Origin of the sequence: Parazoarcus communis (assembly GCF_003111665.1) — a bacterium.
Lineage (GTDB): Bacteria > Pseudomonadota > Gammaproteobacteria > Burkholderiales > Rhodocyclaceae > Parazoarcus > Parazoarcus communis_B.
Window position 1 is genome coordinate 702,131 of the sequence record NZ_CP022188.1, and the last position, 24,159, is coordinate 726,289.

The 24,159-nt window shown below is 63.8% G+C and carries 19 protein-coding genes; 12 read left to right on the top strand and 7 right to left on the bottom strand.

Annotated elements, in window-relative coordinates:
* Positions 1–50 precede the first annotated feature (50 nt).
* A complete protein-coding gene (locus tag CEW87_RS03305) occupies positions 51–1,757 on the top strand; it encodes a carbonic anhydrase (RefSeq protein WP_108971429.1) in 1,707 nt (568 codons plus the stop codon).
* Between the two features lie 4 nt (positions 1,758–1,761).
* Here the strand turns inward: CEW87_RS03305 and CEW87_RS03310 are convergent, their stop codons facing one another.
* Positions 1,762–3,165, bottom strand: a complete 1,404-nt coding sequence (locus CEW87_RS03310) for a PLP-dependent aminotransferase family protein (protein ID WP_108971430.1) — start codon at positions 3,163–3,165, stop codon at positions 1,762–1,764.
* Positions 3,166–3,318: 153 nt separating this feature from the next.
* Here CEW87_RS03310 and CEW87_RS03315 point away from each other — a divergent pair, with 153 nt between their 5' ends.
* The 10 genes from CEW87_RS03315 (at position 3,319) to CEW87_RS03360 (ending at position 14,081) form a co-directional block, all read left to right on the top strand.
* Complete coding sequence (locus CEW87_RS03315) at positions 3,319–3,774, top strand: hypothetical protein (RefSeq protein WP_108971431.1); 456 nt, start codon at positions 3,319–3,321, stop codon at positions 3,772–3,774.
* Positions 3,775–3,939: 165 nt separating this feature from the next.
* Positions 3,940–4,593: a TetR/AcrR family transcriptional regulator gene (locus CEW87_RS03320; protein WP_108971432.1), complete on the top strand. Its 654-nt coding sequence runs from the start codon at positions 3,940–3,942 to the stop codon at positions 4,591–4,593.
* The gene (locus CEW87_RS03325) at positions 4,590–5,684 is read left to right on the top strand and encodes an efflux RND transporter periplasmic adaptor subunit (RefSeq protein WP_108971433.1); all 1,095 of its coding nucleotides are present in this window, start codon (positions 4,590–4,592) and stop codon (positions 5,682–5,684) included. Before CEW87_RS03320 ends, CEW87_RS03325 begins: the two co-directional genes overlap by 4 nt.
* Positions 5,681–8,854, top strand: a complete 3,174-nt coding sequence (locus CEW87_RS03330) for an efflux RND transporter permease subunit (protein ID WP_108971434.1) — start codon at positions 5,681–5,683, stop codon at positions 8,852–8,854. Before CEW87_RS03325 ends, CEW87_RS03330 begins: the two co-directional genes overlap by 4 nt.
* Positions 8,855–9,018: 164 nt before the next feature.
* On the top strand, positions 9,019–9,672 hold the full coding sequence (locus tag CEW87_RS03335; RefSeq protein ID WP_108971435.1) for a protein-L-isoaspartate O-methyltransferase family protein: 654 nt from the start codon (positions 9,019–9,021) through the stop codon (positions 9,670–9,672).
* A gap of 9 nt (positions 9,673–9,681) precedes the next feature.
* Complete coding sequence (locus CEW87_RS03340) at positions 9,682–10,005, top strand: rhodanese-like domain-containing protein (RefSeq protein ID WP_108949586.1); 324 nt, start codon at positions 9,682–9,684, stop codon at positions 10,003–10,005.
* Between the two features lie 17 nt (positions 10,006–10,022).
* Positions 10,023–11,327, top strand: a complete 1,305-nt coding sequence (locus CEW87_RS03345) for a TolC family outer membrane protein (protein WP_108971436.1) — start codon at positions 10,023–10,025, stop codon at positions 11,325–11,327.
* Positions 11,328–11,474: 147 nt separating this feature from the next.
* Complete coding sequence (locus CEW87_RS03350; protein ID WP_108971437.1) at positions 11,475–12,191, top strand: response regulator; 717 nt, start codon at positions 11,475–11,477, stop codon at positions 12,189–12,191.
* On the top strand, positions 12,188–13,246 hold the full coding sequence (locus CEW87_RS03355) for an ATP-binding protein (RefSeq protein WP_234421650.1): 1,059 nt from the start codon (positions 12,188–12,190) through the stop codon (positions 13,244–13,246). Before CEW87_RS03350 ends, CEW87_RS03355 begins: the two co-directional genes overlap by 4 nt.
* 127 nt (positions 13,247–13,373) lie before the next feature.
* A complete protein-coding gene (locus tag CEW87_RS03360) occupies positions 13,374–14,081 on the top strand; it encodes an EF-hand domain-containing protein (protein WP_159098068.1) in 708 nt (235 codons plus the stop codon).
* A gap of 32 nt (positions 14,082–14,113) precedes the next feature.
* Here the strand turns inward: CEW87_RS03360 and CEW87_RS03365 are convergent, their stop codons facing one another.
* From CEW87_RS03365 to CEW87_RS03380, 4 genes are all read right to left on the bottom strand, one after another.
* Positions 14,114–15,004: an adenylate/guanylate cyclase domain-containing protein gene (locus CEW87_RS03365; RefSeq protein ID WP_234421651.1), complete on the bottom strand. Its 891-nt coding sequence runs from the start codon at positions 15,002–15,004 to the stop codon at positions 14,114–14,116.
* A 171-nt stretch (positions 15,005–15,175) separates the two neighbouring features.
* The gene (locus tag CEW87_RS03370) at positions 15,176–15,742 is read right to left on the bottom strand and encodes a DNA-3-methyladenine glycosylase I (protein ID WP_108971441.1); all 567 of its coding nucleotides are present in this window, start codon (positions 15,740–15,742) and stop codon (positions 15,176–15,178) included.
* Positions 15,739–16,620 (bottom strand): ribose-phosphate diphosphokinase, encoded by an 882-nt coding sequence (locus CEW87_RS03375; RefSeq protein ID WP_108971442.1) that lies wholly within the window; start codon positions 16,618–16,620, stop codon positions 15,739–15,741. The genes CEW87_RS03370 and CEW87_RS03375 overlap by 4 nt, the downstream gene beginning before the upstream one ends.
* Positions 16,621–16,622: 2 nt before the next feature.
* Positions 16,623–18,158 (bottom strand): thymidine phosphorylase family protein, encoded by a 1,536-nt coding sequence (locus CEW87_RS03380; protein WP_234421652.1) that lies wholly within the window; start codon positions 18,156–18,158, stop codon positions 16,623–16,625.
* A 254-nt stretch (positions 18,159–18,412) separates the two neighbouring features.
* Between CEW87_RS03380 and CEW87_RS03385 the strand changes: the two genes are divergently transcribed.
* Complete coding sequence (locus CEW87_RS03385; protein ID WP_108971443.1) at positions 18,413–19,675, top strand: Hsp70 family protein; 1,263 nt, start codon at positions 18,413–18,415, stop codon at positions 19,673–19,675.
* A 135-nt stretch (positions 19,676–19,810) separates the two neighbouring features.
* Here CEW87_RS03385 and CEW87_RS03390 read toward each other — a convergent pair whose 3' ends face one another.
* Both CEW87_RS03390 and CEW87_RS03395 read right to left on the bottom strand, forming a co-directional pair.
* Entirely contained in the window at positions 19,811–21,067 is a 1,257-nt protein-coding gene (locus tag CEW87_RS03390) for a nitronate monooxygenase (RefSeq protein ID WP_108971444.1), read from the bottom strand.
* A gap of 169 nt (positions 21,068–21,236) precedes the next feature.
* Entirely contained in the window at positions 21,237–24,134 is a 2,898-nt protein-coding gene (locus CEW87_RS03395) for an EAL domain-containing protein (RefSeq protein ID WP_108971445.1), read from the bottom strand.
* Between the last annotated feature and the right edge of the window lie 25 nt (positions 24,135–24,159).

Below are 24,159 nucleotides of genomic sequence, written 5' to 3' on the forward strand. Positions count from 1 at the left end.
AAAGATATTCGGCGCGCTGCCGAAACTGTCTACAGCGCAAAGGAATTTCGATGACCACCCCTTTTCCACCCCACTCCTCTCTACGGTATCTCTTGCTCGCGGCGGCTCTGCTCGTCAGCGCGCCGGTTGATGCCGCCGACTGGCAGAAGGTCCTCAGCGACAAGGGGCGGACCATCGAGATCGACCGCGCGAGCATCTTCGACTCCGACCGTGGCACCAAGGTGTCATGGGGGCGCGTGGTGCTCGGGAACGAGGAAGCCGCGCAAGCGGGTTATCGCACGGTGAAGGCGCTCAATCGCTACGACTGTCGCAACAACAGCTTCTTCACCATCAAGCGGGTGTATCTGGATGCCGCAGAGCGGGTGCTGCGGGAAGAGTCGGTCGCCGATCAGACGCCCGTCGTGGTGGCAAGGAACTCCGTGGATGAGCGGATGTGGCGGGAGGTGTGCAAACCGCCCGGACTCGCAGACCTGGAAAAGATCGCTGACGCCGCGAGCCAGTCGGCTGCCGCTGCCAGTGCTGAAACCCGGCCCGTCGCTGCCGTGCCACCGCTGGTCCAGCCGCCGGCCAAACCGCCCGTCGCCGCAACTGCGAAGGCCGAGCCCCGGCCGCAGCCGCCGGTGGCAAAGCCATCCGAGAAGCTACCTGCAAAGGCGGCAGCGCCTGCAGTTGCGGCCCCGCCGGTCAAGGACACACCCGCAGAGGCCTTGATCAAGGAGAGGGCGGCCGCGGAGGTCGCCCCTGAGCCGACGCCTGCGGCAATGCCGATCCCGTCCATTCGTCCGAATCTCGCCCCCCTGCTTGCAAAGGACGCGGTCAAGGATGCGCCGGCAAAGCCCGAGGCCGTCGAGCCGAAGCCGGCGATGCGGATCTCTGCGCCCGCGCCAGCCAAGGTAGAACCGCCTCCGCCGCGCGACAAGGTCGCAGAAACCGTGAAGAAGGAAGCTGCACCACCCACCCGCCCGCCGAGGCCGGCCGCAAAGCCGAAGGCACCTGTGGTGAAGAAAGAACCGAAGGCAGCGCCGGAAGGTAAGACGCAAGTGAAGCCAAGCCCATCGCTCACCATCGAGCAGGTAAAAGGCGAAGGCTGGAGCTACGGTGGCGACACCGGCCCGGAGCGCTGGGGCAGCCTGCGGCCGGACTGGAAGATCTGCAGCGAAGGCAAGCGCCAGTCACCGATCAACCTGCAGAACGGGGTTGCGGTGGATCTCGACCCGGTGAAGTTCGACTACCGTGCGACACGCTTTCGTACCACCGACACCGGCAACCTGCTGCGAGTGTCGGTCGGCGAAGGCATGAGCATCGAGGTGCGTGGCAGGCGTTACGAACTTGAACACCTGACCCTGCACCGTCCGTCCGAAGAGCGGGTGGGCGGTGGTGCCTCCGACATGGCGGTGCACTTCCATCACCGCAGCGCGGAAGGCAGGCAGGCCATCGTGGCCGTGTTGCTTGAGCGCGGCGAGCAGCCGAACGCGATGCTGCAGGCCGTGCTCAACAATCTGCCGCTGGAGAAAGGCAACACCTACATGCCCGATGTCACCATAGACCTTGCGGCCTTTCTGCCAACGCAGCCAGCGCATTTCCTCTACATGGGATCGCAGACCACGCCGCCCTGCACCGAAGAGGTCCTGTGGGTGGTAATGAAGCAGACGGTTTCACTGTCGGACGATCAGCTCGCAATTTTCAACCGGCTCTACCCGCGCAACTCGCGACCGATTCAGCCTACCAACGGCAGGCTGGTGCTGGAGTCGCGCTAAGCGCTCACGCTGTATCGAGCGCGTCGCTCAGGAAGCGCTCAACCCGGGGCTGGGTTGCAAACGCCACATTGAAACGCATCCACGGGCTGGGCTGCATCTGGGGACGAAAGACCTTGCCGGGCGCGAGCATGATGTCCTGCTCCGCAGCCCGCGAGGCAATTTCCGCCACATCCTCGAACCCCGGTGGCCTCGCCCAGATGAACAAGCCGCCTTTGGGCTCCAGATACACTTCCAGCCCGACGCGTTCGAGCATGCGCAGACACGCATCGCTCGCCTGTGCGAGCCGCCCCTGCAGCCGGTCGAGATACTTCCGGTAGTGTCCATCGGTCAGCATCTGGTACACCAGCTGCTCATTGAACTCGCTCGAACACAAGGCGGTAAGCGTCTTCACGTCATTCAGCTCGGCCGCGAGATCGGGGCGCGCGGCCAGATAGCCCACCCTCAGACTCCCCGACAGGGTCTTGGAGAAGCTGCCGACGAAGATCACCCGGTTGAGCTGATCGAGGTTTGCCAGCCGGGTGGTCGAGTGGGGATGAAAGTCGGCGTAGGTATCGTCCTCAATCACCAGAAAGTCGTGTTTCTCGGCCAGTTGCAGGATGCGGAACGCGACCCCAGGCGACAGGTTCGCCCCGGTCGGGTTGTGCAGCACCGAGTGGGTGAAGAACACCTTGGGCTTGTGATGGGCGAGCAGCGCCTCCAGTTGCGCCACATCCGGACCATCGATGTTTCGCGGCACCCCCACCAGCGTCGCGCCCTGCAGACGCAGATTGCCGAAGAAGTTGAAGTAGCCGGGATCGTCCACGAGCACGGTGTCCCCCGGTTTGACCAGGTGCCGGGCAAGGATGTCGAGCGCACGGGTGGCGCCCTCGGTCAGCACGATCTGATGTGGTGCAGCCCCGATTCCGAATTCGGCGAGCTTGACCTGCAACTGCTGGCGCAGCGGCAGATAGCCCTGCGCCGTTCCATAACTCGTCAGGCGAACGTCGGGGCGCCGTGAGAGCGTCCTCAGATGTCGTCGCAAGCCTTCTCCGTCCAGCCAGTCCGAGGGCAACCAGCCCGCACTGGCCTTGATCAGACCGGGGCGGTCATCCAGCCCCTGCCGCATCATCCACGCCACATCGACGGCGCGATCGGTGCTTGCCTGCTGTCGCCCCTCTCCACGCTCGCGACGCGGCGCGACATAGAAGCCCGAACCGCGGCGCGAGCGCAGGTAGCCGAGCGCAACCAGCCGGTCGTAGGCCTCCACCACGGTAAACCGGCTGACCAGCTGACTCTCCGCGAGCTTGCGGATTGGCGGCAGCTTCATGCCGGGGCGCAGGATGCGGTCGTCGATCTGGGTGCGAACGGCATCGACGATCTGCTCCACCAGCGGCGTGGCTTGAGAACTATCGAGACTGACCATCAGCATTGCAGTACTCCAGGGTGCAAAGGGTGTCGAACAAGCCTGTACCGCTCATTCGACCGGTACGATTCCAGCATTGATCGGGCAAGGTGTCCGTTTCAGACGTCAAAGTGTCAGGTAGTGTCTGGTCCACGAAGCACGACTGTCAAGGAGCCAGCCATGAACCAGAGATCATTCACTTCCCTCGCACTGTTTGCAGCCTGCACCATGCTTGCCGCCTGCGGTCAGCCACAGACAGCCGCAGCAGTGGATATTGCCTGGCCGGAACGGCAGTCGGTCTATCGCCTGAATCCCGAGCGAACGCAGGTCGATGTGTATTCATTCCGCAACGGCGTCACCCCTTTGGGCAGCATCCGTTTGCCTTCAGGTCTGTGCCCGGTCGCCATGACTCTGGATGAACAGGGCAACCGCCTGTGGCTGTGGAGCGATCGGGGAGGCGCAGCCTTCGACGCGCGCTCGCTCAGGCAGATCCAAAGGTGGAATACCAGCGTTGACACCCCCTCGCCTGTTCCACCCGGGGTCGCCTTGCGCAGCATGATCTTTCGCACCGGCACCGCGTGCAGAACGCTGCCTGCAAGCCTTCAGGCCATGGCAGGAAAAGACCTCGAGAATTGACTTGCCGCCTGCCTGAAAACCGCGTTTAATGACTAACCAGTCAGTTATTAAACGCGGAGTACCGCATGTCGTCGCAGCCCACCCCAGCCCGGGATCGAAGCACTCCTCCAGCGCAGGGACGCCCCCTTACCGGCAGTTCGGCCCACCGTCTCGGGGCGCCGACAAATGCCTGCTAAGAAGCCTGCGCCGCGCCGCCGGCGCAAGGAAGCGCGCCCACAGGAGTTGACCGCTGCCGCGCTGGCCCTGTTCGTCGAAAAGGGCTTCTCGGCCACCCGACTTGACGAGATTGCAGCGCGAGCGGGCGTATCGAAAGGCACGCTTTACCTGTATTTCGACAGCAAGGAAGCCTTGTTCAAGGCCGTGATCACCGAAGGCGTCGTCCCGACGATCGAGGCCGGCGAAGCGATGCTCACGGAGTCTCCCGACGACCCTGTCGCCTTGTTGCGCACCTTCCTTCTGTCATGGTGGGAGCTGATCGGCAGCACACCGCTGGGCGGCATTCCCAAGCTCATGATGTCCGAAGCCGGCAACTTTCCCGAACTCGCCCGCTATTATGACGAGGTCGTGATCCAGCGTGGTCTTGCACTGCTGCGTACCGCAGTTCAGCGCGGAATCGACCAGGGCCTTTTCCGCCCCGTCGATCCCGTACTGACCAGCACCCTGCTGGTTGCGCCCCTGATCCATCTCGCGAACTGGAAGCACTCCTTTGCCAGTTGCTGCGGCGGCAAGGTCGACGCCCTCGCCTATGTGGACGCCCATATCGACCTCGTCCTCCACGGGCTCACCGTCCGCAACGACGAACAGGAAAAACACTCATGAAACCGTTACGCCTGATGTCGGCTCTCCCACTGCTTGGTGCGCTCGCTGCCTGCTCACCGCCTGCACCGGAAACCCCCGTCACCCCGGCCGTACTGGTGCGCAGCTTCGACGGCGCCGCCAACGCAGCGTCGGTCCAGACCTATACGGGCGAAATCCGCGCGCGCTTTGAAAGCGAACTCGCGTTTCGGGTCGGCGGCAAAATGACCGAACGCAGTGTCGATGTCGGCGCCCTCGTCACCCGCGGGCAACTGCTTGCGAGACTTGACCCGCAGGACGCCCAACTCGCCGCCACTGCGGCCCGAAGCCAGATTACCGCGGCCGAAGCGGACGCCGCACTGGCGCGCGCCGAGCTCAAGCGCACCGAGGCCTTGCTCGCAAAAGGCTTTGTCAGTGCATCCGCGCTCGACACACAGCGTGCAACACTCGACGCCGCAGAGGCCAGGTTGAAGCAGGCGCGCACGCAGGCGGCGACAGCCAGCAACCAGACCGCCTACACCGAGCTTCATGCCGACAGCGCGGGCGTCATCACTCAGGTGCTCGCCGAAGCGGGCCAGGTGGTCTCGGCCGGACAGGCCGTTTTTCGCATTGCCCGACCCGGCGAGCGCGAACTCCTGATCTACGTTCCCGAGAGCAGGATCGGCTCGATTGAAACGGGCGAAGCGGTCGAAGTACGCCCGTGGATCGCGCAGGATCAGCCATCTCCCGGCATCGTGCGTGAAGTGTCGCCCGTGGCGGACAGTGCCACACGGACCTATGGCGTACGCATCAGCCTGCCCGATGGCGACGCCCTGCCGCTCGGGGCGACGGCAACCGCGTCCTTTTCCCGCGCTCAGGCAAGCCGGCTTGTCCTGCCGCTGAGCGCGGTAACCCGCAACGGCGAGCAGGCTTCGATCTGGCTGGTCGACGGCGAAAGCCGGCTCACCCCGGTTGCAGTCGACGTCCTCGCCTTTCGCGAAGACGGTGCGGTTCTGCGCGACCGACTGCCTGAGGGCAGCCGGGTAGTCGTTGCCGGCGTACATAAACTCGTCGCCGGCGCAGCGGTACGCCCCGTTGAAGAGGGCAGCACACCCGCACTGGACGTAAAGCGATGAAGGCCGCGCGCTCGCGTTTCAACGTCTCCGAATGGGGACTGGCGCACCCCTCGCTGGTGCTCTACTTCCTCGTGGCACTGACCCTGATCGGGATGCTGTCCTATACCCGGCTGGGGCAGTCGGAAGATCCGCCCTTCACCTTCAAGGTCATGGTGGTCAAGGCCGAATGGCCCGGCGCCAGTGCGCGCGAGATGGAAGCACAGGTGACCGACAAGATCGAGAAGAAGCTCCAGGAAGTCGATCAGATCGATGTCGTGCGCAGCTATTCCAAGCCGGGTGAAACCCTGGTGTTCTTCCTCGCCAAGGACTCCACCCATTCGCGCGACATTCCGGACGTGTGGTACCAGGTTCGCAAGAAGATCGGCGACATGCAGAACACCTTGCCGACCGGTGTCAAAGGCCCCTATTTCAACGACGAGTTCGGCGACACCTACGGCAACGTCTTCGCCGTCGTCGGCGAGGGTGTCCCCCATGCAGAACTCAAGCGCCATGCGGAGGCGATCCGCAACGAGATCCTGCGCGTCAAGGACGTGGCCAAGGTCAGCTTCTTCGGCGAGCAGTCGCAGCGCATCTACATCGAACTGTCCAACACCAAGCTCGCGACTTTCGGCCTGAACATCGCCGATATCGCCAGCGCCCTGTCCACCCAGAACGCGGTGACAGGTGCCGGCTACTTTGAAACCGCCGACGAACGCATCTGGTTGCGCCCAAGTGGCAGCTTCGACGACCTCGACGCAATCCGCGACACCCTGCTTCGGGCCAAGGGTCGCGCCTTCCGTCTCGGTGACGTGGCAGAAGTGAAGCGCGGACTGATCGACCCGCCGGGCGAGCGCATGCGTTTCATGGGCGAGGACGCCTTCGGCATAGGGGTCTCCATGCGCGACGGCGGCGACATTGTCGCGCTCGGTCACCACCTTGACGATGCAGTGACCCGCATCGAGTCGCAATTGCCGCTGGGCATCCGGCTCGAGCGCGTCGCCGACCAGCCGCGCGCGGTACGCAATTCGGTCGGCGAGTTCGTCAAGGTCCTGGCCGAAGCGGTCGTGATCGTGATGGCGGTCAGCCTGCTGTCGCTCGGTTTCCGCACTGGCGTGGTGGTGCTGATCATCATCCCGGTGGTGCTGGCGATCACCTTTCTGTTCATGTCCATGTTCGATATCGGACTGCACAAGATTTCGCTCGGTGCGCTGATCATTGCCCTTGGCCTGCTGGTAGACGACGCCATCATTGCGGTCGAGATGATGGCAACCAAGATGGAACAGGGCTGGGAGCGTGCAAAAGCCGCCAGTTTTGCCTACACCTCGACCGCGATGCCGATGCTCTCGGGCACCCTGATCACGGCAGCAGGCTTTCTGCCGATTGCCACCGCCGCCTCGGCTACCGGCGAATATACGCGCTCGATCTTTCAGGTCACGGTGATCGCGCTGCTGGTGTCCTGGGTCGCAGCGGTCCTGTTCGTGCCCTACCTCGGCTTTCACCTGCTGCCGGATTTCCGCAAGAAGAATGGCAAGCCCTCGCTGCTGGCAAGCATGATCGCGCGGGTCTCACCACAGCTCGGGGCGCGCATGGCCGCGCGCGCGCACCAACCCCATGAACAGCACGACGAATTTGCGATCTATCACACCCCGTTCTACAACCGCTTTCGCGCGCTGGTCAGCGCCTGTGTGCGTCACCGCTGGATCGTGATCGCTGCCACCCTGCTTATCTTCGTGCTGTCGCTGGTGGTATTCGTACGGGCGGTTCCGCAGCAGTTCTTCCCGGACTCAACCCGCCCTGAACTGCTGGTTGACCTGCGCCTGACCGAAGGCGCCTCGCACCAGGCGACCGAAGCTGCGGTGAAACGCGTCGAGCATTTCCTTGAGCAACAGGACGGAATCGACAACTACGTCGCCTGGCTCGGCGGCGGCAGCCCGCGCTTCTACCTTCCGCTCGATCAGCAACTGGCACAGACCAACTTTGCGCAGTTCGTGGTGCTCACCAAGGGCAGCGCCGAGCGCGAAGCCCTGCGCACCCGGCTGATCGAACTCTTCGAGTCCGAGCCATGGCCACTGCGGGCCACCGTCAACCGCCTGGAGAACGGCCCGCCGGTGGGATTTCCGGTGCAGTACCGGGTCAGCGGGCAGGATGCCGACGAGATGCGACGCTTCGCCCATCAGGTCGCGGACGCGATGCGATCCAACCCCCACCTGTCCAACGTGCATCTCGACTGGGAGGAGCCGTCCAAGGCCATCCGGCTGAAGATCGACCAGGACAAGGCACGCCTGCTGGGCGTATCGAGCGCGGACATCTCCACCCTGCTCGCCACCTCATTGCAGGGCACGACCGTCACCCAGTTCCGCGAAGGCACGGAAACCATCGCGGTCGTCCTCCGCGGCTCGGCCTCCGAACGCCTGCATCTTGGCCTGCTGCCAGACCTCGCACTGCCTGTCAGTGGCGGGCGCAGTGTGCCGCTGGCGCAGGTCGCCACGGCGGAGTACGGCTTCGAGGAGGGCGTGATCTGGCGCCGCAACAGGGTTCCGACGGTGACCGTACGTGCCAGTCTGTACGGGACGGTCCAGCCTGCCGTCGTGGTCGGACAGCTCGCAGGGCAAATCGCCAGCATCGAAAAGACGCTGCCGCTGGGCTATCGCCTCGAGGTCGGCGGTTCGGTCGAAGAGAGCAGCAAGGGGGGCAGCTCGGTTGCAGCCGGCGTCCCCCTCTTCATTCTGGTCGTACTCACCGTGCTGATGCTGCAACTGCAGAGCTTTTCGCGCACCCTTATCGTGGTGCTGACGGCGCCGCTGGGCATGATCGGCGTCACCGCCTTCCTCCTCGCCTTCAACAAACCCTTCGGCTTCGTCGCCATGCTGGGCACCATCGCACTGTCGGGCATGATCATGCGCAACTCGGTGATCCTCGTCGACCAGATCGAACAGGACACGCACGCCGGTCATCCGCCATGGGAGGCCATCGTGGAGTCCACCGTGCGCCGTTTCCGCCCCATCATGCTCACTGCCGCGGCGGCCATTCTGGCCATGATCCCCTTGTCGCGCTCGGCCTTCTTCGGGCCGATGGCGGTGGCCATCATGGGCGGGCTGACCGTCGCAACCCTGCTCACCATGCTCTTTCTCCCCGCGCTCTACGCTGCGTGGTATCGGGTAAAGCCCGCCGCGAAGGCCCAGGCCACGTGATATGCCGGCGCGACTCGCACCGCCGCCCCCCACATCGGCCAACACGGTGGCTTTGCCGTTCAGGGGGCGCAGCGTGCGGTGCACCAACTGCGTTAGAATATGAAGGTTTCTCATTCGGTCACGCTACACATTAGCGTGTGCTAATATTTAGCCAGGAGTACCTGATGAACTTCGAACAAGCGCGCTTCAACATGGTCGAGCAGCAGATCCGTCCCTGGGAGGTCCTGGATCAGGGTGTGCTCGACCTCCTGATGACCGTGAAGCGCGAAGAATTCGTGCCTGCGGCCTCCCGCTCGCTGGCCTTTGCCGACGTGGAAATTCCGATCGGCGCGGGTCAGGTGATGCTCAAGCCAGTGATCGAAGGCAAGATTCTGCAATCGCTCCAGCTGCACCGCTCTGACTCGGTACTCGAAATCGGCGCCGGTTCGGGCTTTTTCGCCGCCCTGCTTGCAGCCAAGACCGAATGGGTGCGCACCGTCGACATCGACCCCGAACTGGTCAAGCTCGCACATGCCAACCTCGCACGTAATGGCGTGGAGAACGTCATCGTAGAAGAAGGCGACGCAGCGCAGGGCTGGGCCGAGCGCGCACCCTACGATGTGATCGTGGTGTCCGGCGGCCTGCCCTTCCTGCCGCAATCGCTGCTCGCGCAGCTCAAGGTTGGTGGCCGGCTGTTTGCCTTCGTTGGCGAGGCACCGGTCATGAAGGCTCGCCTTGTCACCTGCGAAGCCGAAGGCCGCTTCCGTACCGAAGACGTTTTTGAAACCATGGTGCCGATGCTGCGTAACACGCAGCGTCATGACACCTTCCGCTTCTGATCGACTGCCATGCGTCACATTTCACCCCTTGAACTGGCCGAATGGCTCAATGATCCGCAGCAGCCATCGCCGCTGCTCCTCGATGTGCGCGAGCCGTGGGAGTTCGAGCTCTGTCATATCGAAGGCTCACAGGCGATGCCGATGAACTCGGTGCCCGCCCGCAGCCAGGAGCTCGACCGCGAGCGCGAAATCGTCGTGATCTGCCATCATGGCGGGCGCAGCGCGCAGGTTGCGATGTTCCTTGAGCGCCAAGGCTTCGGCAAGGTCATCAACCTTGCCGGCGGGGTGTCCGAGTGGGCAGGCCGGGTCGATCCGAAGATGCCGCAGTACTGAGAACCACGGAGAATCAAATGAAGCGCGCCCTGGCGATTTGCCTTTCGAGTCTGTTTGCAAGCACAGCCTTTGCCGCCGACCTGACACAGGTCTACCGCGATGCGCTGGCAAACGACGCCAAGTTTTCCGCGGCCAGAGCCCAGTTCGAGGCCGGCCAGGAAAAGGTGGTCCAGGGTCGCGCGGGGCTGCTCCCCGTCGTTGCTGCGTCTGCGACCACAACCTGGAACGATGTCAGCTACCGGGTTTCGAGTGCCAGCAGCGATTACACCTACAACAGCAATGGCTACGCCGTTCAGCTGACCCAGCCGCTGTTCCGCTGGCAGAACTGGGTGCAATACAAGCAGGGCGAACTGCAGACGGCGCTCGCCGGCAGCCAGTACGGACAGGCGCGTCAGGATCTGATCCTGCGTACTGCCGAGGCCTATTTCAACGTTCTCAATGCCGAGGACGCCCTCGCGGCCGTGAGCCAGTTGCGCACCGCCGCAGCCGAGCAGCTGGAGATTGCCAAGACCAGCTTCGAGGTCGGCACCGTCACGATCACCGATGTGCACGAAGCACAGTCGCGCTTCGACCTCGCCTCGGCACAGGAGATCGCTGCGCGCAACGACCTCGACGTCCGTCGTGAATCGCTTGCACAGATCATCGGCAAAGAGCCGGAACCGCTCGCGGGCCTGCGCACAGGCGTTGAACTCCAGCGCCCCCAGCCCGACAACATCGGTGAATGGGTCTCCGCCGCCGAGCAAGGCAGCTTTGGCGTACAGGCGCAGCAACTGGCACGCGAGATTGCGACCCGCGAAATATCACGAGCCAATGCGGGACACATGCCGACGCTCGATCTCGTCGCCACGCACAGCCTGAACAATCGTCCGTCGGTTTCCTATGACCGCAGCGAGAGCACAACCGTCGGCCTGCAGCTCAATGTCCCCCTGTATCAGGGCGGCGGCGTGTCCTCACGCGAGCGTGAAGCTGCCGCACTCAAGCTCAAGGCGGACGCCGATCTCGAGGACGCACGCCGCAGCGCTGCGCTCGCCGCACGGCAATCCTACCTCGGCGTGACCAGCGGCATGGCCCAGGTTCGTGCGCTCGAAGCAGCCAGACTGTCCTCCACCTCGGCGCTGGAAGCCAACAAGCTGGGATACGAAGTCGGCGTGCGAATCAACATCGACGTGCTCAACGCCCAGAGCCAGCTCGCGGACACGCTGCAGAAGCTGTCTCGTGCCCGCTACGACACCCTCCTGGCCCAGCTGCGCCTGAAAGCCGCCGCCGGCACGCTTGGCGAAGAAGACGTCCGCGCCATCAACGCGCTGCTCGCCGAGCGCTGATACCCCGATCACATCACGCCGATATCCCGTCAGCGTGATGTATCTGCTTCGCTACAAATCCGATAAGCACAGCCCGCCCGACTCCGGGAAAATGTTGGCTTGCCGCAGTCACTGACGCGGCTCTTTGGCCACCCGGAGTCACCCGCAATGCAAGCCCGAATACTGATCGTCGACGACGATCCGCAGATCCGAAGACTGCTGTCCGAATTCCTGGATGGCTACGGCTTCAGCTGCAAACTGGCCGCAGACGGCGAAGAGATGCGCCGTGTCCTCGCACACAGCGAAATCGACGTCATCATCCTCGATCTGATGCTACCCGGAGAGAACGGACTCACCCTGTGCCGGCAATTGCGGGCCAACAGCGAGATCCCCATCATCATGGTGACCGCGCGCGGCGAACTGTCGGACCGCATTGTCGGCCTTGAGCTCGGCGCCGACGACTATGTCGTGAAGCCTTTTGAGCCACGCGAACTGGTGGCTCGCATCAATACCATTCTGCGTCGCACGCGCCCTGCGACACCAGCCAGCAACGTCTCGCCGCAGAAGAAGGCCGAGGTCCGCTTTGACGGCTGGCACCTCAACCCGCTCACACGCCTGCTCACCTCTCCGGCCCAGCTCGCAATTCCGCTGTCGAATGCGGAATTCAGACTGCTGTGGGCATTCATCGAGCGGCCGCGCTGCGTACTCAATCGCGACCAGTTGCTCGACGCGGCCCGGGGTCGCGCTGCTGAAGCCTTTGACCGCAGCATAGACCTGCTCGTGTCCCGTCTGCGGCAGAAGCTGCAGGAAGATCCGCGGCTGCCACGTCTGCTGAAGACCGTTCGCGGCGAAGGCTACCTGTTCGACGCCGAGGTCTCCCAGTGAAACGCTTCATGCCGGATACGGTGTTCGGGCGATTGTTCGGGCTGGTGGTGCTGGCGGTCCTTGCAAGCCACATCCTGGTCTTCGCAGTATTCATCAACCTCGCACCTGGCGGCCCGTCTGCGGAGCGCCCCGCGCCCCAGTCCAGCGCACTGCGTCCGGACCGAGCTCAGCCCCCTGACGCGCCCCGCCGTCCGCCGCCACCCTCACCCCTGAACGGCATGCTGATTGGCCTGCTCATCCAGTTCATCGCCGTCACCGTGGCGGCATGGTACGGAGCGCGCATGCTTGCCCGACCGATCCAGCAGCTTGCGACTGCCGCGGAGAGACTGGGCGACAACCTGAGCAGCCCGCCAATCGAAGAACAGGGCCCGCGGGAAGCTCGCCGCGCAAGTCGCGTATTCAACCGCATGCAGGACAATATCCGCGCGCAGATTGAAACGCGCGAACGCTTTCTTGCCGCCGTGTCGCATGATCTGCGCACCCCGCTCACGCGCATGAAACTGAGCATCGAGTCCCTTGCCGACACTGGCGTCGGCGAAAGGCTGCGCAACGATATCGGCGAGATGACCTCGATGCTGGACGCCACCCTCAGCTACCTGCGCGGAGAAGCGCTGGACGAGGCCTGGCAACGCATCGACATCCAGTCCCTGGTCGACTCTGTCGCCGAGGACGCGCAGGAGAATGGCTATCAGGTCAGCGTCAGCGGACAGGCAGAACCGATTGAGGGCCTGCCGCACGCGCTGCGCCGTTGCCTCGACAACCTCGTCGACAACGCGGTCCGCTACGGCGAAGCGGCGACCTTGAGCCTCACCGACGGACCTTCAAGCCTGGTCATCGAAGTCAGGGACAAGGGACCGGGCATTCCGGAGAACCGCATCGCTCAGGTCATGGAACCCTTCGTCCGCATCGAGGACTCGCGCAACCGGAACTCAGGCGGGGTCGGGCTGGGGCTGTCGATTGCGCGCGATGCGGCACATCGTAACCGGGGCGAACTGAGCCTGCGCAATGCCCCCGGTGGCGGCCTCATTGCCCGCGTTACCCTGCCCCGGGACTGACGCTGCCCCACGCTTCGTATCAGAACGGATACCAGGCAGACAAACTGCAGCCACGTCCGGCGCATAGATTATGGAAGTGTGCGGCCCCATCGGCAGCCGCAACCTCGATCAGACAAGGAGTCACATCATGACCAGCGCAATCAGCAGCAGCGGCATGTCGTACGCAAACTGGGCAAGCGCCCAGGGTAGTCAGGCGATGCCCCGTCGCCCCGACGCGTCCCGGATGTCGGAAGACCTGTTCTCGAAACTCGACACGAAAAGCCAGGGCTACCTTGAGCAAAGTGATTTTGAAACCGCGCTGAGCGGCCTGTCGGACACCAGCGCCAGCGCAGAAGAGCTGTTCACTGCGCTCGACAGCAACGAAGACGGAAAGGTCACGCAAGACGAACTGTCTTCGCGTCTGCAGCAGCTCGGCGACCAGCTCGACAGCCAGTTTCAGCAGATGCGCATGGCAGAAAGTGGCATGGGTGCGATGGGGGGCATGCCGCCTCCTCCGCCGCCGCCACAAGGAGGCGAGGACAGTGGCCTCAGTCAGGACGAGCTCACGACCATGGCCAGCGAAGCAAGCAACAGCAATCTCGCTTCGATGTTCTCCGCACTCGCGACGAACTTCGATACGGCAGATGCGGACGGTGACGGGCTGGTGAGCGCAAGCGAAGCGCGCGCCTACGGACAGTCCCAGCAGACCAGCAGTACTTCGGCCTCAGCCGGGAGTGGCGGGCAATCGGTGTCGAGCGAAGCACGCCTGCTCAAGCAGATCATGGACCTGGCCGCATCCTACGGGAGCAACGCCTCGGCATCGATCAGCGGTTCGCTGCTCAGCGCCAGCGCCTGACCGAAACACCCTGACGCCAACCCTGCGACCTTTCAGACCTCGTCAATGACCTGAAAGCTCAGGGTTGGTGCAGTAAAGTCGTCGGGCGCGGCCCCAAGCCCGATCTCTCCCCGCCCATGCAGCATGCAGCCGTCGCGCTTGAGCATCACCGGCGAAACCGCGCCGGCAAAGCTCACCCACGTGCCATTGCTGCTGAAGTCGGTCAACACGCATTGACCGTTGACCCATTCGATTCGCGCATGGCGACGTGACACCCTCGGGTCGTTGATGTTCATGCCGACTTCGTCACCGCGTCCAATCACCAGCGGACCGTCCGAGGGCAGCAGCTTCAGGTGCTGATCGAGCAGATCCAGATCGAGCCGCTGCAGCACTTGTGCACGCGATCCACCAGCAATGGTATCGATTGAGACCGTAATCGTGGATTCGGCTGTGCGGGCCCAGTCGATACGCCACACCCTGATCGGCTCCGACTTTCCCTTGACCGTGATCCGGTCGAGGCTGCTGCACGACAGGCGCAAATGCTCGGGCAGGCGACGAAACACCGGCTCGCCGATCAGGATCTCGTTAGCTTCGGCCCGGTCGCTCAGACGCGACGCGACATTGACCGCATCGCCGTAGCAATCGCCATCCTGCTCAATGATCGGGCCGTGTTCGATCCCGATCTTGAAGCCAAGCGGCGCATGACGGAACTGGTCGGCATTGATGTCGTGAAGGATGTCCTTGGTGCGGATACAGGCTTCGACCGCTGCCACGGTGTCATCGAAGGTCACCAGCACGCCGTCGCCGAGGTACTTCACCATGTGTCCGCCCGCGCGCGCAAAGTGCGCGCCAAGCGTTTGCGTGCAACGCGTCACGACATGCGTCGCGACGACGTTGCCAGCCGACTCGAACAGGCCGGTGCTACCGGTCAGGTCGGCAAACACAACAGTTTTTCCCGCTTGCTCCACACGCCCCCTCACTTGCCAAGAAATGATTGTGCAAGCCCGCCGTGTGACAAATTCACTTGACGGGCCAGTGATCCTAGCATTACCGGCCGTACTCGTCATCGATAATGGAAGCATCCGGCAAATCTGAAGCGCAAGCTCCGCTCCGGATCAACGCCGTGCGGCAGGATAGCGAAAACAATCGGTGGTGTGATCGTTCACCATGCCCACCGCCTGCATGAACGCATAGCAGATGGTCGGTCCGACGAACTTGAACCCTCTTTTGCGCAAGGCCTTGCTCATTGCTGCGCTCGCTGCCGTGCTGGCCGGCACCTCCGCCAGCGACGCAAAGGCGTTGACCTGCGGCTTCCCGTCGACAAACTGCCACAGCCACAAAGCCGGATCGAGCCCCTCGTCCTGCATGGCCAGCCAGGCCCGTGCATTGATCGCAGCCGCCTCGATCTTGGCACGATTGCGGATGATGCCGGCGTCGGCCATCAGCGCAGCCTTCTTGTCATCGTCCCAGCGCGCAATCCGTACCGGATCAAAAGCATCGAACACGTCCCGGTAATGCGCCCGCTTTTTCAGGACCGTAATCCAGGACAACCCGGCCTGCGCGCCCTCCAGCAACAGGAACTCGAACAGCCCGGCTGCATCGTGGCGCGGCACGCCCCATTCATTATCGTGATAATCGATATACAGCGGGTCGTCGGACACCCAGGCGCAGCGGCAGTTCATTTCAGACTCCGCAGAGCCTGCGCCAGCATGGGCGCTACACCGACCGCATTGCTGGGGTGCGCGATACAGTCGGTACTCCATACCGCCCCCACCCCGGCGGCATGCACCGTCTGCAGTGCGTTGTCCGCAAACAGGGCATGGGTCACGGCGACGTCGACCGATGCAGCACCGGCCGCCAGCAACTGAGCGGCCGCCACTGCCAGGGTGTGTCCGCTACTGGCCACATCGTCGATCAGAACCACCTGTCGCCCGGCAAACGCCATGTCCGGCAGGGTGACATGCACCTCGCGATCACCGTGCCGCTGCTTGCTGCACACGCCATGATCGAAGGCATGAGACTGTGCCGCAGCAGCCACCCACTGAGCGGCCTCTGCATCGGGACCAAGCAACAGAGCCCCGGGGCGCCTGGCTGCGATCAACTCCGCCAGCAAGGGTGCGGCAGACAAGGCCAGCGCCTGTGCGACCGGCACCGCCTCGGACAAGCGACTGACGCGGTGCAGATGCGGGTCGACGGTGAGCACGGCATCGAACAGCGAAGCCAGAAACTCGCCGACCACGCGCTGGCTGACCACTTCACCGGGCGCAAACGCGATGTCCTGCCGCATGTAGCCGAGATAGGGCGCAATGAGCACCAGTTGGCCAGCACCAAGCGTGCGCGCCGCACGCGCGCACAGCAGCAGTTCGACCAGTTTCTCGTTCGGATGGTCGAGACCGCGCAGTACCCCCACGCGCGGGGGCAGTGCCGGCGGCAGGCGCAGCTTCAGCTCGCCGTCCGGGAAGCGGTGGCGCGCCACCTGCTCGCAGGGCACGCCCGCAGCCTCTGCAAGCCTTGCGGCCAGAGGCTGCTCGTCTTCGAAGCACAGCAACAGATCAATCATGCTCAGAACTCCACGAAGCGATGCGGCACGTCGTCGGCCGAACCCAGCGTGTAACCCGAACTGCGCGCGCAGGCCTGGCGCGCAAACTCCAGATCGGACGGAAAGTCCGCATACACGCGGAACAATGGCTGGCCCCGGGTGACGCGCTCGCCGAGCTTGTGGAACAGATCCACGCCCGCGCCCTGCACCTTCGGCGCGCCGGCCACACGCGCAATACGTGCGATCTGCAGGTTATCGATGCCGGTAATCACACCATCCGTCTCGGCAAGCACGTCGAAACTCAGGCTGCCACAGTCAGGATCCTCCTGACGGAAAGGCTTGGCACCCTGGGCATCGATGATGGCCTGCATCTTCGCCAGCGCCCGGCCCGAATCCAGGATGTCGCGCGCGATCGAGAAACCCTCACCACCACGCACGTCAGGGCCGAACTCCAGCATCCTGCCGGCAAGCCGCAAGGCCTTCTGTCGCAAGTCATTGGGGGCAGCGGGGTCGTTCTCGAGCACCTGCATTACATCGCGCGCCTCAAGCACTGGCCCGATGCCGTTGCCGATCGGCTGGCGGCCATCGGTAATCACCACGTCAAGCGTCAGATTGATGCGCCCGGCGACGAACTCGAACAGCTTGCGCAGCCGCTGAGCCTCGGGCATGGACCTGACTTTTGCAGTCGGGCCGACCGGAATGTCGAGTACCAGGTGGGAAGAGCCGGCGGCAATCTTCTTCGACAGGATGGAAGCCACCATCTGCCCCGGCGAATCGATGGACAGCGGGCGTTCGACCGAAATCAGCACATCGTCGGCCGGCGACAGGTGTGCGGTGCCGCCCCAGGCCACGCAACCGCGGTGTTCGCGCACGATCTCGGCCAGCGCTTCCATTGGCAACTCGACATTGGCAAGCACCTCCATGGTGTCGGCGGTGCCGGCGGGCGAGGTAATCGCCCGCGACGAGGTCTTCGGACAGAGCATGCCGTGCGCGGCGACAATCGGCACCACCAGCATCGAGGTGCGGTTTCCCGGAATGCCCCCGATGCAGTGCTTGTCCACCACCGGACGCTCGCGCCAGTCGAGCCGCCGCCCCGAGGCCACCATGGCGTCGGTGAGGTAATAGACCTCCTCGCGGTCGAGCTCGCCCTGATTGCAGGCCACCACGAATGCCGTGAGCTCGATCTTCGAATACCGGTGCTCGGCGATATCGCGCACGATGGCGCGAAAATCATCCCGGTCGAGGCGCTCGCCTGCGATCTTGCGATGCAGCGCCGGGATCGATGAGGCCGGCTCGGCCTGCGAGATCGACGCCGGATGCCCATCCGCCACGCCGAGCAGATCGAAGGCATCCTCGGACACGCCCAGCTCGGCGCAACCGACGATGCGCTCGTCGTCGACCACATTCAGGGTGGCCAGAATGCGCTTGCCGTTGGCCCTCACCTCGACCTTGGACAAGGCCTGGAAGCCCTCGGCCCGATACACCGCACAATCGCGGTGGAGATAGGCCACATTCTCGCGATAGGTATCGATCGCCACCCGGCGCAGAACGAGCTTCAATGCGGCCCCGGCGCCAGGCTCAGCATCGGCACATGGCGTTATGGCAGGCGCGGATTGCGGGCTGGCTGCCCGCCTGGACTTTTTGAGTTGCGTCATGATCATCAAGCCTACACCCGCGCGCATCCGGGGTACACGCCCCGCCCGCCCCTGTTGCCGCCACACCGCCACGGTCTGCCGCGAGGGGAAATAATCTCGCTCTTCCCCGCCTCATCGAGTAGCATCGCAGCCCTCTTTCGTTGGTCTGCATCTACATCATGAGCCTTGCGCCTGCCCGAGCCTGCGGCGTCGACTTCGGCACCTCAAACTCCACCATCGGCTGGCTGCGCCCGGGCGCACCGACCTTGCTCCCCCTCGAAGACGACAAGCCAACCCTGCCCTCGGCCGTGTTCTTCAACGCCGACGAAGACACCACCTGCTTCGGTCGCGCCGCGCTTGGCGAGTACCTGGAGGGTTACGAGGGGCGCCTGATGCGTGCGCTCAAGAGTCTGCTCGGCAGCAGCCTGATCGACGGCCACACCGAAGTACTGGGCCGCGCGCTGCCCTTTCGCCAACTGCTCGCAAGCTTCATCGGCGAGCTGAAGCAACGTGCAGAAGCACAGGCGGGACGCCCCTTCGAGCAGGCGGTGTTCGGCCGCCCGGTGCATTTCGTGGACGACAATGCGGAAGCCGACCGCAAGGCACAGGACACCCTCGAGGAGGTCGCCCGCCAGGTCGGCTTCCGGGACGTCAGCTTCGAGTTCGAACCGATCGGCGCGGCGCTGCACTACGAGGCCTCGCTCGATCATGAGGAACTGGTCCTTGTCGCCGACATCGGTGGCGGCACCGCGGACTTTTCCCTGATTCGCCTCTCGCCCGAGCGCGCGCGCGCCGAAGACCGCCGCGAGGACCTGCTCGGCAACGCCGGCGTACATATCGGCGGCACCGATTTCGACCGTGCGCTGAGCCTCGAATGCGTGATGCCCCTGCTCGGCTACCGCGGAAAAATGAAGAACGGCGCAGAGATCCCGTCGAGCATCTTTTTTCAGCTCGCGACCTGGCACACGATCAATTTTGCCTACGCCCGCCAGGTCACCTCCGACCTCCAGCACATCTACCGTGACGCCACCGCCCGTACCGAACTGGACCGGCTTTCCCGGCTGATCGCACGTCGGGAAGGCCACTGGCTGGCACTGCAGGTGGAACAGGCCAAGATCGACCTGTCGGCGGCGCCCGAGGCGATGCTGGAGCTCGACCGGCTGGAGCACGGCCTCACCCACACCATCACCCGCGACGCCTTCACGCTCGCCACACGAACGCTGGTGGGGCGCGTGGCAGAAACCGTCAGCACCCTGCTCAATCAGGCAGGCGTGGCGCGGGATCAGGTGGATACGGTGTATTTCACCGGCGGCGCCAGCGGGGTTCCGCAACTGCGCAAGCAGATCGCGGCAGAGTTGCCGCAGGCGCGCAGCGTCGAGGGCGATCTGTACGGCAGCATCGGCGCCGGCCTCGCCGTGCAGGCCATGCGCCGTTACGGCTGATCAGGAGTCCCGCAGCAACGAAGGCAGCCTGCCGCAGCACTGGCGGCCACAGGACGGCAGGATCAACCGAAGCGATCACACAAACAAAAACGCCGGCGTCCCCTGTGAAGGGACGCCGGCGCGCTCAGAACGGTTTCAGGCGGTGACTTCCGGCGGCAGGGCGATCGTATTGCCGGTACTGTAGCGGTAGTCGTTGAACACATGCTCGGCCGAGAGGATCTGGTAGTTGCCATCCTCATTCTTGCGCGTGGTGTCCTTGAGCCGGTAGGTGTAGTGGCCACAGGTCCAGCAGTCGAAGTTGCGCATGTGGGTGCACAGGCAGGTCTTGTCCATCACCTTGACCTTGGCGGCCTCGGGATGTGCGGCGACTTCGCGGTTGTAGGCGTCGATGTACTGACAGTTGCCCTTGGCGTCGAGCAGATAGCCGAAGGCCTCGCAGTTGGGGCGAATGCCGCTGCCGATCGCGGGGCTGTTCTTGAGCATGCGCATCGGATAGCCGGTCGGCGAAATGCCGTTGACCTCGATGTCGTCCTCGCTGGCCTTGAAATACTCCTGCTGCACGTCTTCGGGCAGCCCGCACTCGTCGGTGACGGTGAAGCGCGTGGCGACCTGAACCGCCGCAGCGCCCATTTCGAGGAAATTCACCGCATCGCTGCCGGTAAAGATGCCGCCGGCCGGAATCAGCGGAATATCGAGCTGCTCTGCCTGCAGCCAGTCGCGGATCTCGACCATGATCGAGGCCAGGTCGAATGCCGCCCAGTCCATGCCGAACCCGAGGTGACCGCCGGCGAGCGGACCTTCAACCACGACGTAGTCGGGCATGCGGCCAGTGCGTGCGTTCTTCTTGAGGAAGAGTTGCAGCGCGCGCAGCGAGGACACGATGATGCCCAGCTTGACGTCGTTGAAACGCGGATGATCCTGGATCAGCGCAAACGAGCCCAGGTGCAGACCCGCCGCCAGCGTGATGCCGTCGATGCCATGATCCAAGGCCGCCTGCAGACGCACCCGCAAGGTTTCCTTGGGGCCGTTCATGGTCAGCTTTTCCATGCAGTTGATGAAGACCAGACCCGGGCCGCGCTTGGCCTCCATGGTCTTGCCCACATGCATGGCCGTCGCTTCGGCGAGCAGTCCGAGGTCGAACTGCACCACCGACTTGTCGGAATTTGCGACGTTGAACTTGTACTGCTTGAGCTTGTTCTTGACGAACTTGGTGTTGAAGCGCCGGTCGGAAACGGTCGGCACCATCGCGTCGGAAATGTGCCCGATACCACCGAGGCGCGCAGCCTCCAGTGAAAGCTCGGCCGTCGAGATATCGACGCCCATGCCTCCCACCATGATCGGTACCAATTCATGCGAGCCGAGCCGCAGGCGAAAATCATCAACACGCTTCATTGCTTCAGTGTCCGTTTTTTGACGCAGTCCGTCATTATCCCTCAGCTGAGAGATTGATGGCAGCGCTGCGTGCGCTCATACGGCAAAAGATGCACAGAAATGAGGCGCGAATACCACGAAGGTTGCAACCAGGCCGCGCTTTCGCCCCTGGCGCGCAGGCCGCCCCGCCTCACGCCCGACGATTGAAGAGGGCCTCGACCGGCCCCGGCCGCCCGAAATAATAGCCTTGGTAGGACAGGCACCCCTGCCTGGCCAGCGCGTCGCGCTGCTCGACCGTTTCCACCCCTTCGGCAATCACGCTCAGGCCAAGACTTTCTGCGAGGGTGATGATGGCGCGCGCAATCGCCGCGTCGTTGGGATCTGCGAGCAGGTCGCGAACGAAGGATCGGTCGATCTTGAGCTGGTCGAGGGGGAGACGCTTTAGATAGGCCAGGGATGAATAACCTGTCCCGAAATCGTCCAGCGAGAAGCCGACACCGTGCACCTTGAGCGCGGCCATGCGGGAAATGGTTTCCTCGACGTCGGCGAGCAGCAGGCTTTCGGTCAGCTCAAGCTTCAGGCATTGCGCATTGGCGCCACTGCGATCGAGCGCCGACAGCACCAGATCGACGAAATCGGCCTGGCGGAACTGACGCGCACTGACGTTCACCGACAGGGTCAGGGCTGCGGTTTCCAGTGTTTCGCTCCATGCCCGCAACTGGGCACAGGCGCTGTTGAGCACCCAGGCACCGAGCGGCACAATCAGACCGGTATCTTCCGCAACCGGAATGAACGCATTCGGCTGCACCAGCCCCCGGGTCGGGTGATTCCAGCGAATCAGCGCCTCGGCGCCAATCAGCGCGCCGGTGTAGTCCACCTGGGGCTGATAATGCAGCTCGAACTGCCCGAGCTGCAGGCCACGCCTCAGATCGGCCTCGAGTGCGGCGCGTGCGTTGAGCGCCGCCTGCATCTCCGGGTCGAAGAAGCTCATGGTGTTGCGCCCGTCGGCCTTGGCCTGATACATCGCGAGATCGGCTTGCCTGAGCAGGTCATCGACCTTGTGGTCCTTGCCCGAAAACAGTGCGACCCCGATGCTAGGCGTACTCACATGCGACTGTCCGTCGATGTCGTACGGTTCGCCAAGGCTCTCGATGATCTTCTCGCCGACCGCCTTTGAGTGCGCGGCAGCTTCTGCCCGGTCGCAGCTCAGATTGCCCAGCATTACCACGAACTCGTCCCCGCCAAGACGGGCAACCGTATCCCCTTCCCGCACACAGTGCACCAGACGACCGGCAACGCGCTTCAGCAGGAGGTCGCCCTTGTCGTGTCCGAGGGTGTCGTTGAGCGTCTTGAAATTATCGAGATCGATGAACAGCAAGGCACCGCTGCGTTTGCTGCGCCCGCTGGCCGCGAGTTGCTGCTGCAGGCGATCGACCAGCAGACGCCGGTTGGGCAATCCGGTGAGGGCGTCGTAGAAGGCCAGCACCCGGATCTCGTCTTCCATCACCTTGCGCTGGGTGATGTCCGTCGAGATGCCGCACAGCGCATAGATGCTGCCATCTTCCCGCCGCAAGGGAATCTTCACCGACAGGAAGGTCCGCTGGCCGTCCTCGCCACGGCGGCTATTCACCTCCTCCGTCGCGACCCGCTCTCCCGCCTCGATCACCCGTGCGTCGTTGTCGCGCAAGCGGTTTGCCGTCTCGACGTCGAAGAAAGCGCCATCGTCCCTGCCCACGACATTCTTCAGGTCGCAGCCAAACAGCTCGCAAACCTGTCTGTTGGCATACTGGTAGCGATAGTCCGCATCCTTGATATAGATGAAGGCCTCCACGCTGTCGAGAATCACCCCCAGCTTGTCCTCACTCTCGCGCAACTCGATGGCCTGACGTCGCAAGGCTTCGCGCTGCGCCAGGTTCTCGGCGTGATAGGCGCGAAAGAGCTTGCGCGACCAGCGCGAAAAAAGCAGCGAAGCCGCTAGCGCAAGCAGCAGCGCCAGCGCGACGTTGAGCAGCATGCGCGAAGTCGCCTGCTTGCCCCCGCTTTCGTGCACCCGGCGCTCGGCATCGAGCGCGACCTGCAACTCATCCTCGAACACCGTCGCCGCCAGCGTCCAGCCCCACGGTTGATAGCTTCGCACCAGCGCCACCTTGTTGGCCGTTCGCCCGGTTCGGGCATCGAACCACGGATAGCGCAGCAGCCCGCCACCTTCCTTTGCCTTGCGGTGGATGCGCTCCAGCGCATCACGCTCGATGACAGGAATGGAGTTCAAGTGGCGCCCCTCAAGCTCGGGGTCGGAGGGCGACAAGAGCAGGCGCCCTTCATTGTCGAGCACGCCGATGTAACCACTCTGCCCGAACCGGAGCGCACGAAAGCGTGCCATCGCCTTGCGCTGCTGCAGGGACTCCCATTCGTAGGTGTAGTCGCCGGCGCCGATCAGCCAGTCGTAGGGCGCAAAGTAGCGGACATAGGCAAGCTTGTCCGCCATCTGCCCGGAATCGTCCGGCCGGTACCAGCGATAGTCCAGAAATCCCTCGCCCTGAGGTTTGCGTGCCGCATCGACCAGGCCGCGCATGATGTAGCGCCCGCGATCGTCCTTGTTGTCGGGTAGCAGACGCCCTTCAAGCTGCGGCGATGTCGGCAGCAGAATGAAGCGCCCGCTCATGTCGTCGATGAAGTAGTAGCCCCGCCCCTCGAAAAAGCGGACTGGCCGCAGGGCTTCGACGATCAGCCTCCTGACCTCTTCGGCCGGTCGCCGCCCGGCTTCCTGCGCATGGATTGCCTCTGCAATCTGCAGCGCCGCATCGACCTGCTCGACAACCGTCCGCCGCAATGCTTCCTCGGAACGCGAGCGGGTGAACTCAAGGTAGCTGAGCGCCGAGCTCATCTCCGCAGTGAGCCGTTCTTCGAGCTGCCGGGTGACGACCTCCTCCAGCCGGCTCAGCGACGCACGGTGATCGCTTGCATGCCGCCATGAATAGAAGCTCGCCAGCGCGAGCGTCAGAAAGAAAACAATGGCCAGCGTGCCGATAAGGTAAAGGCGCGGAACCGTGTTCTCGTTGTCGGAGAGCTTTGAAGGAGAAAACAGCAAGTCGAATCCGCGTCGGAAATATCAC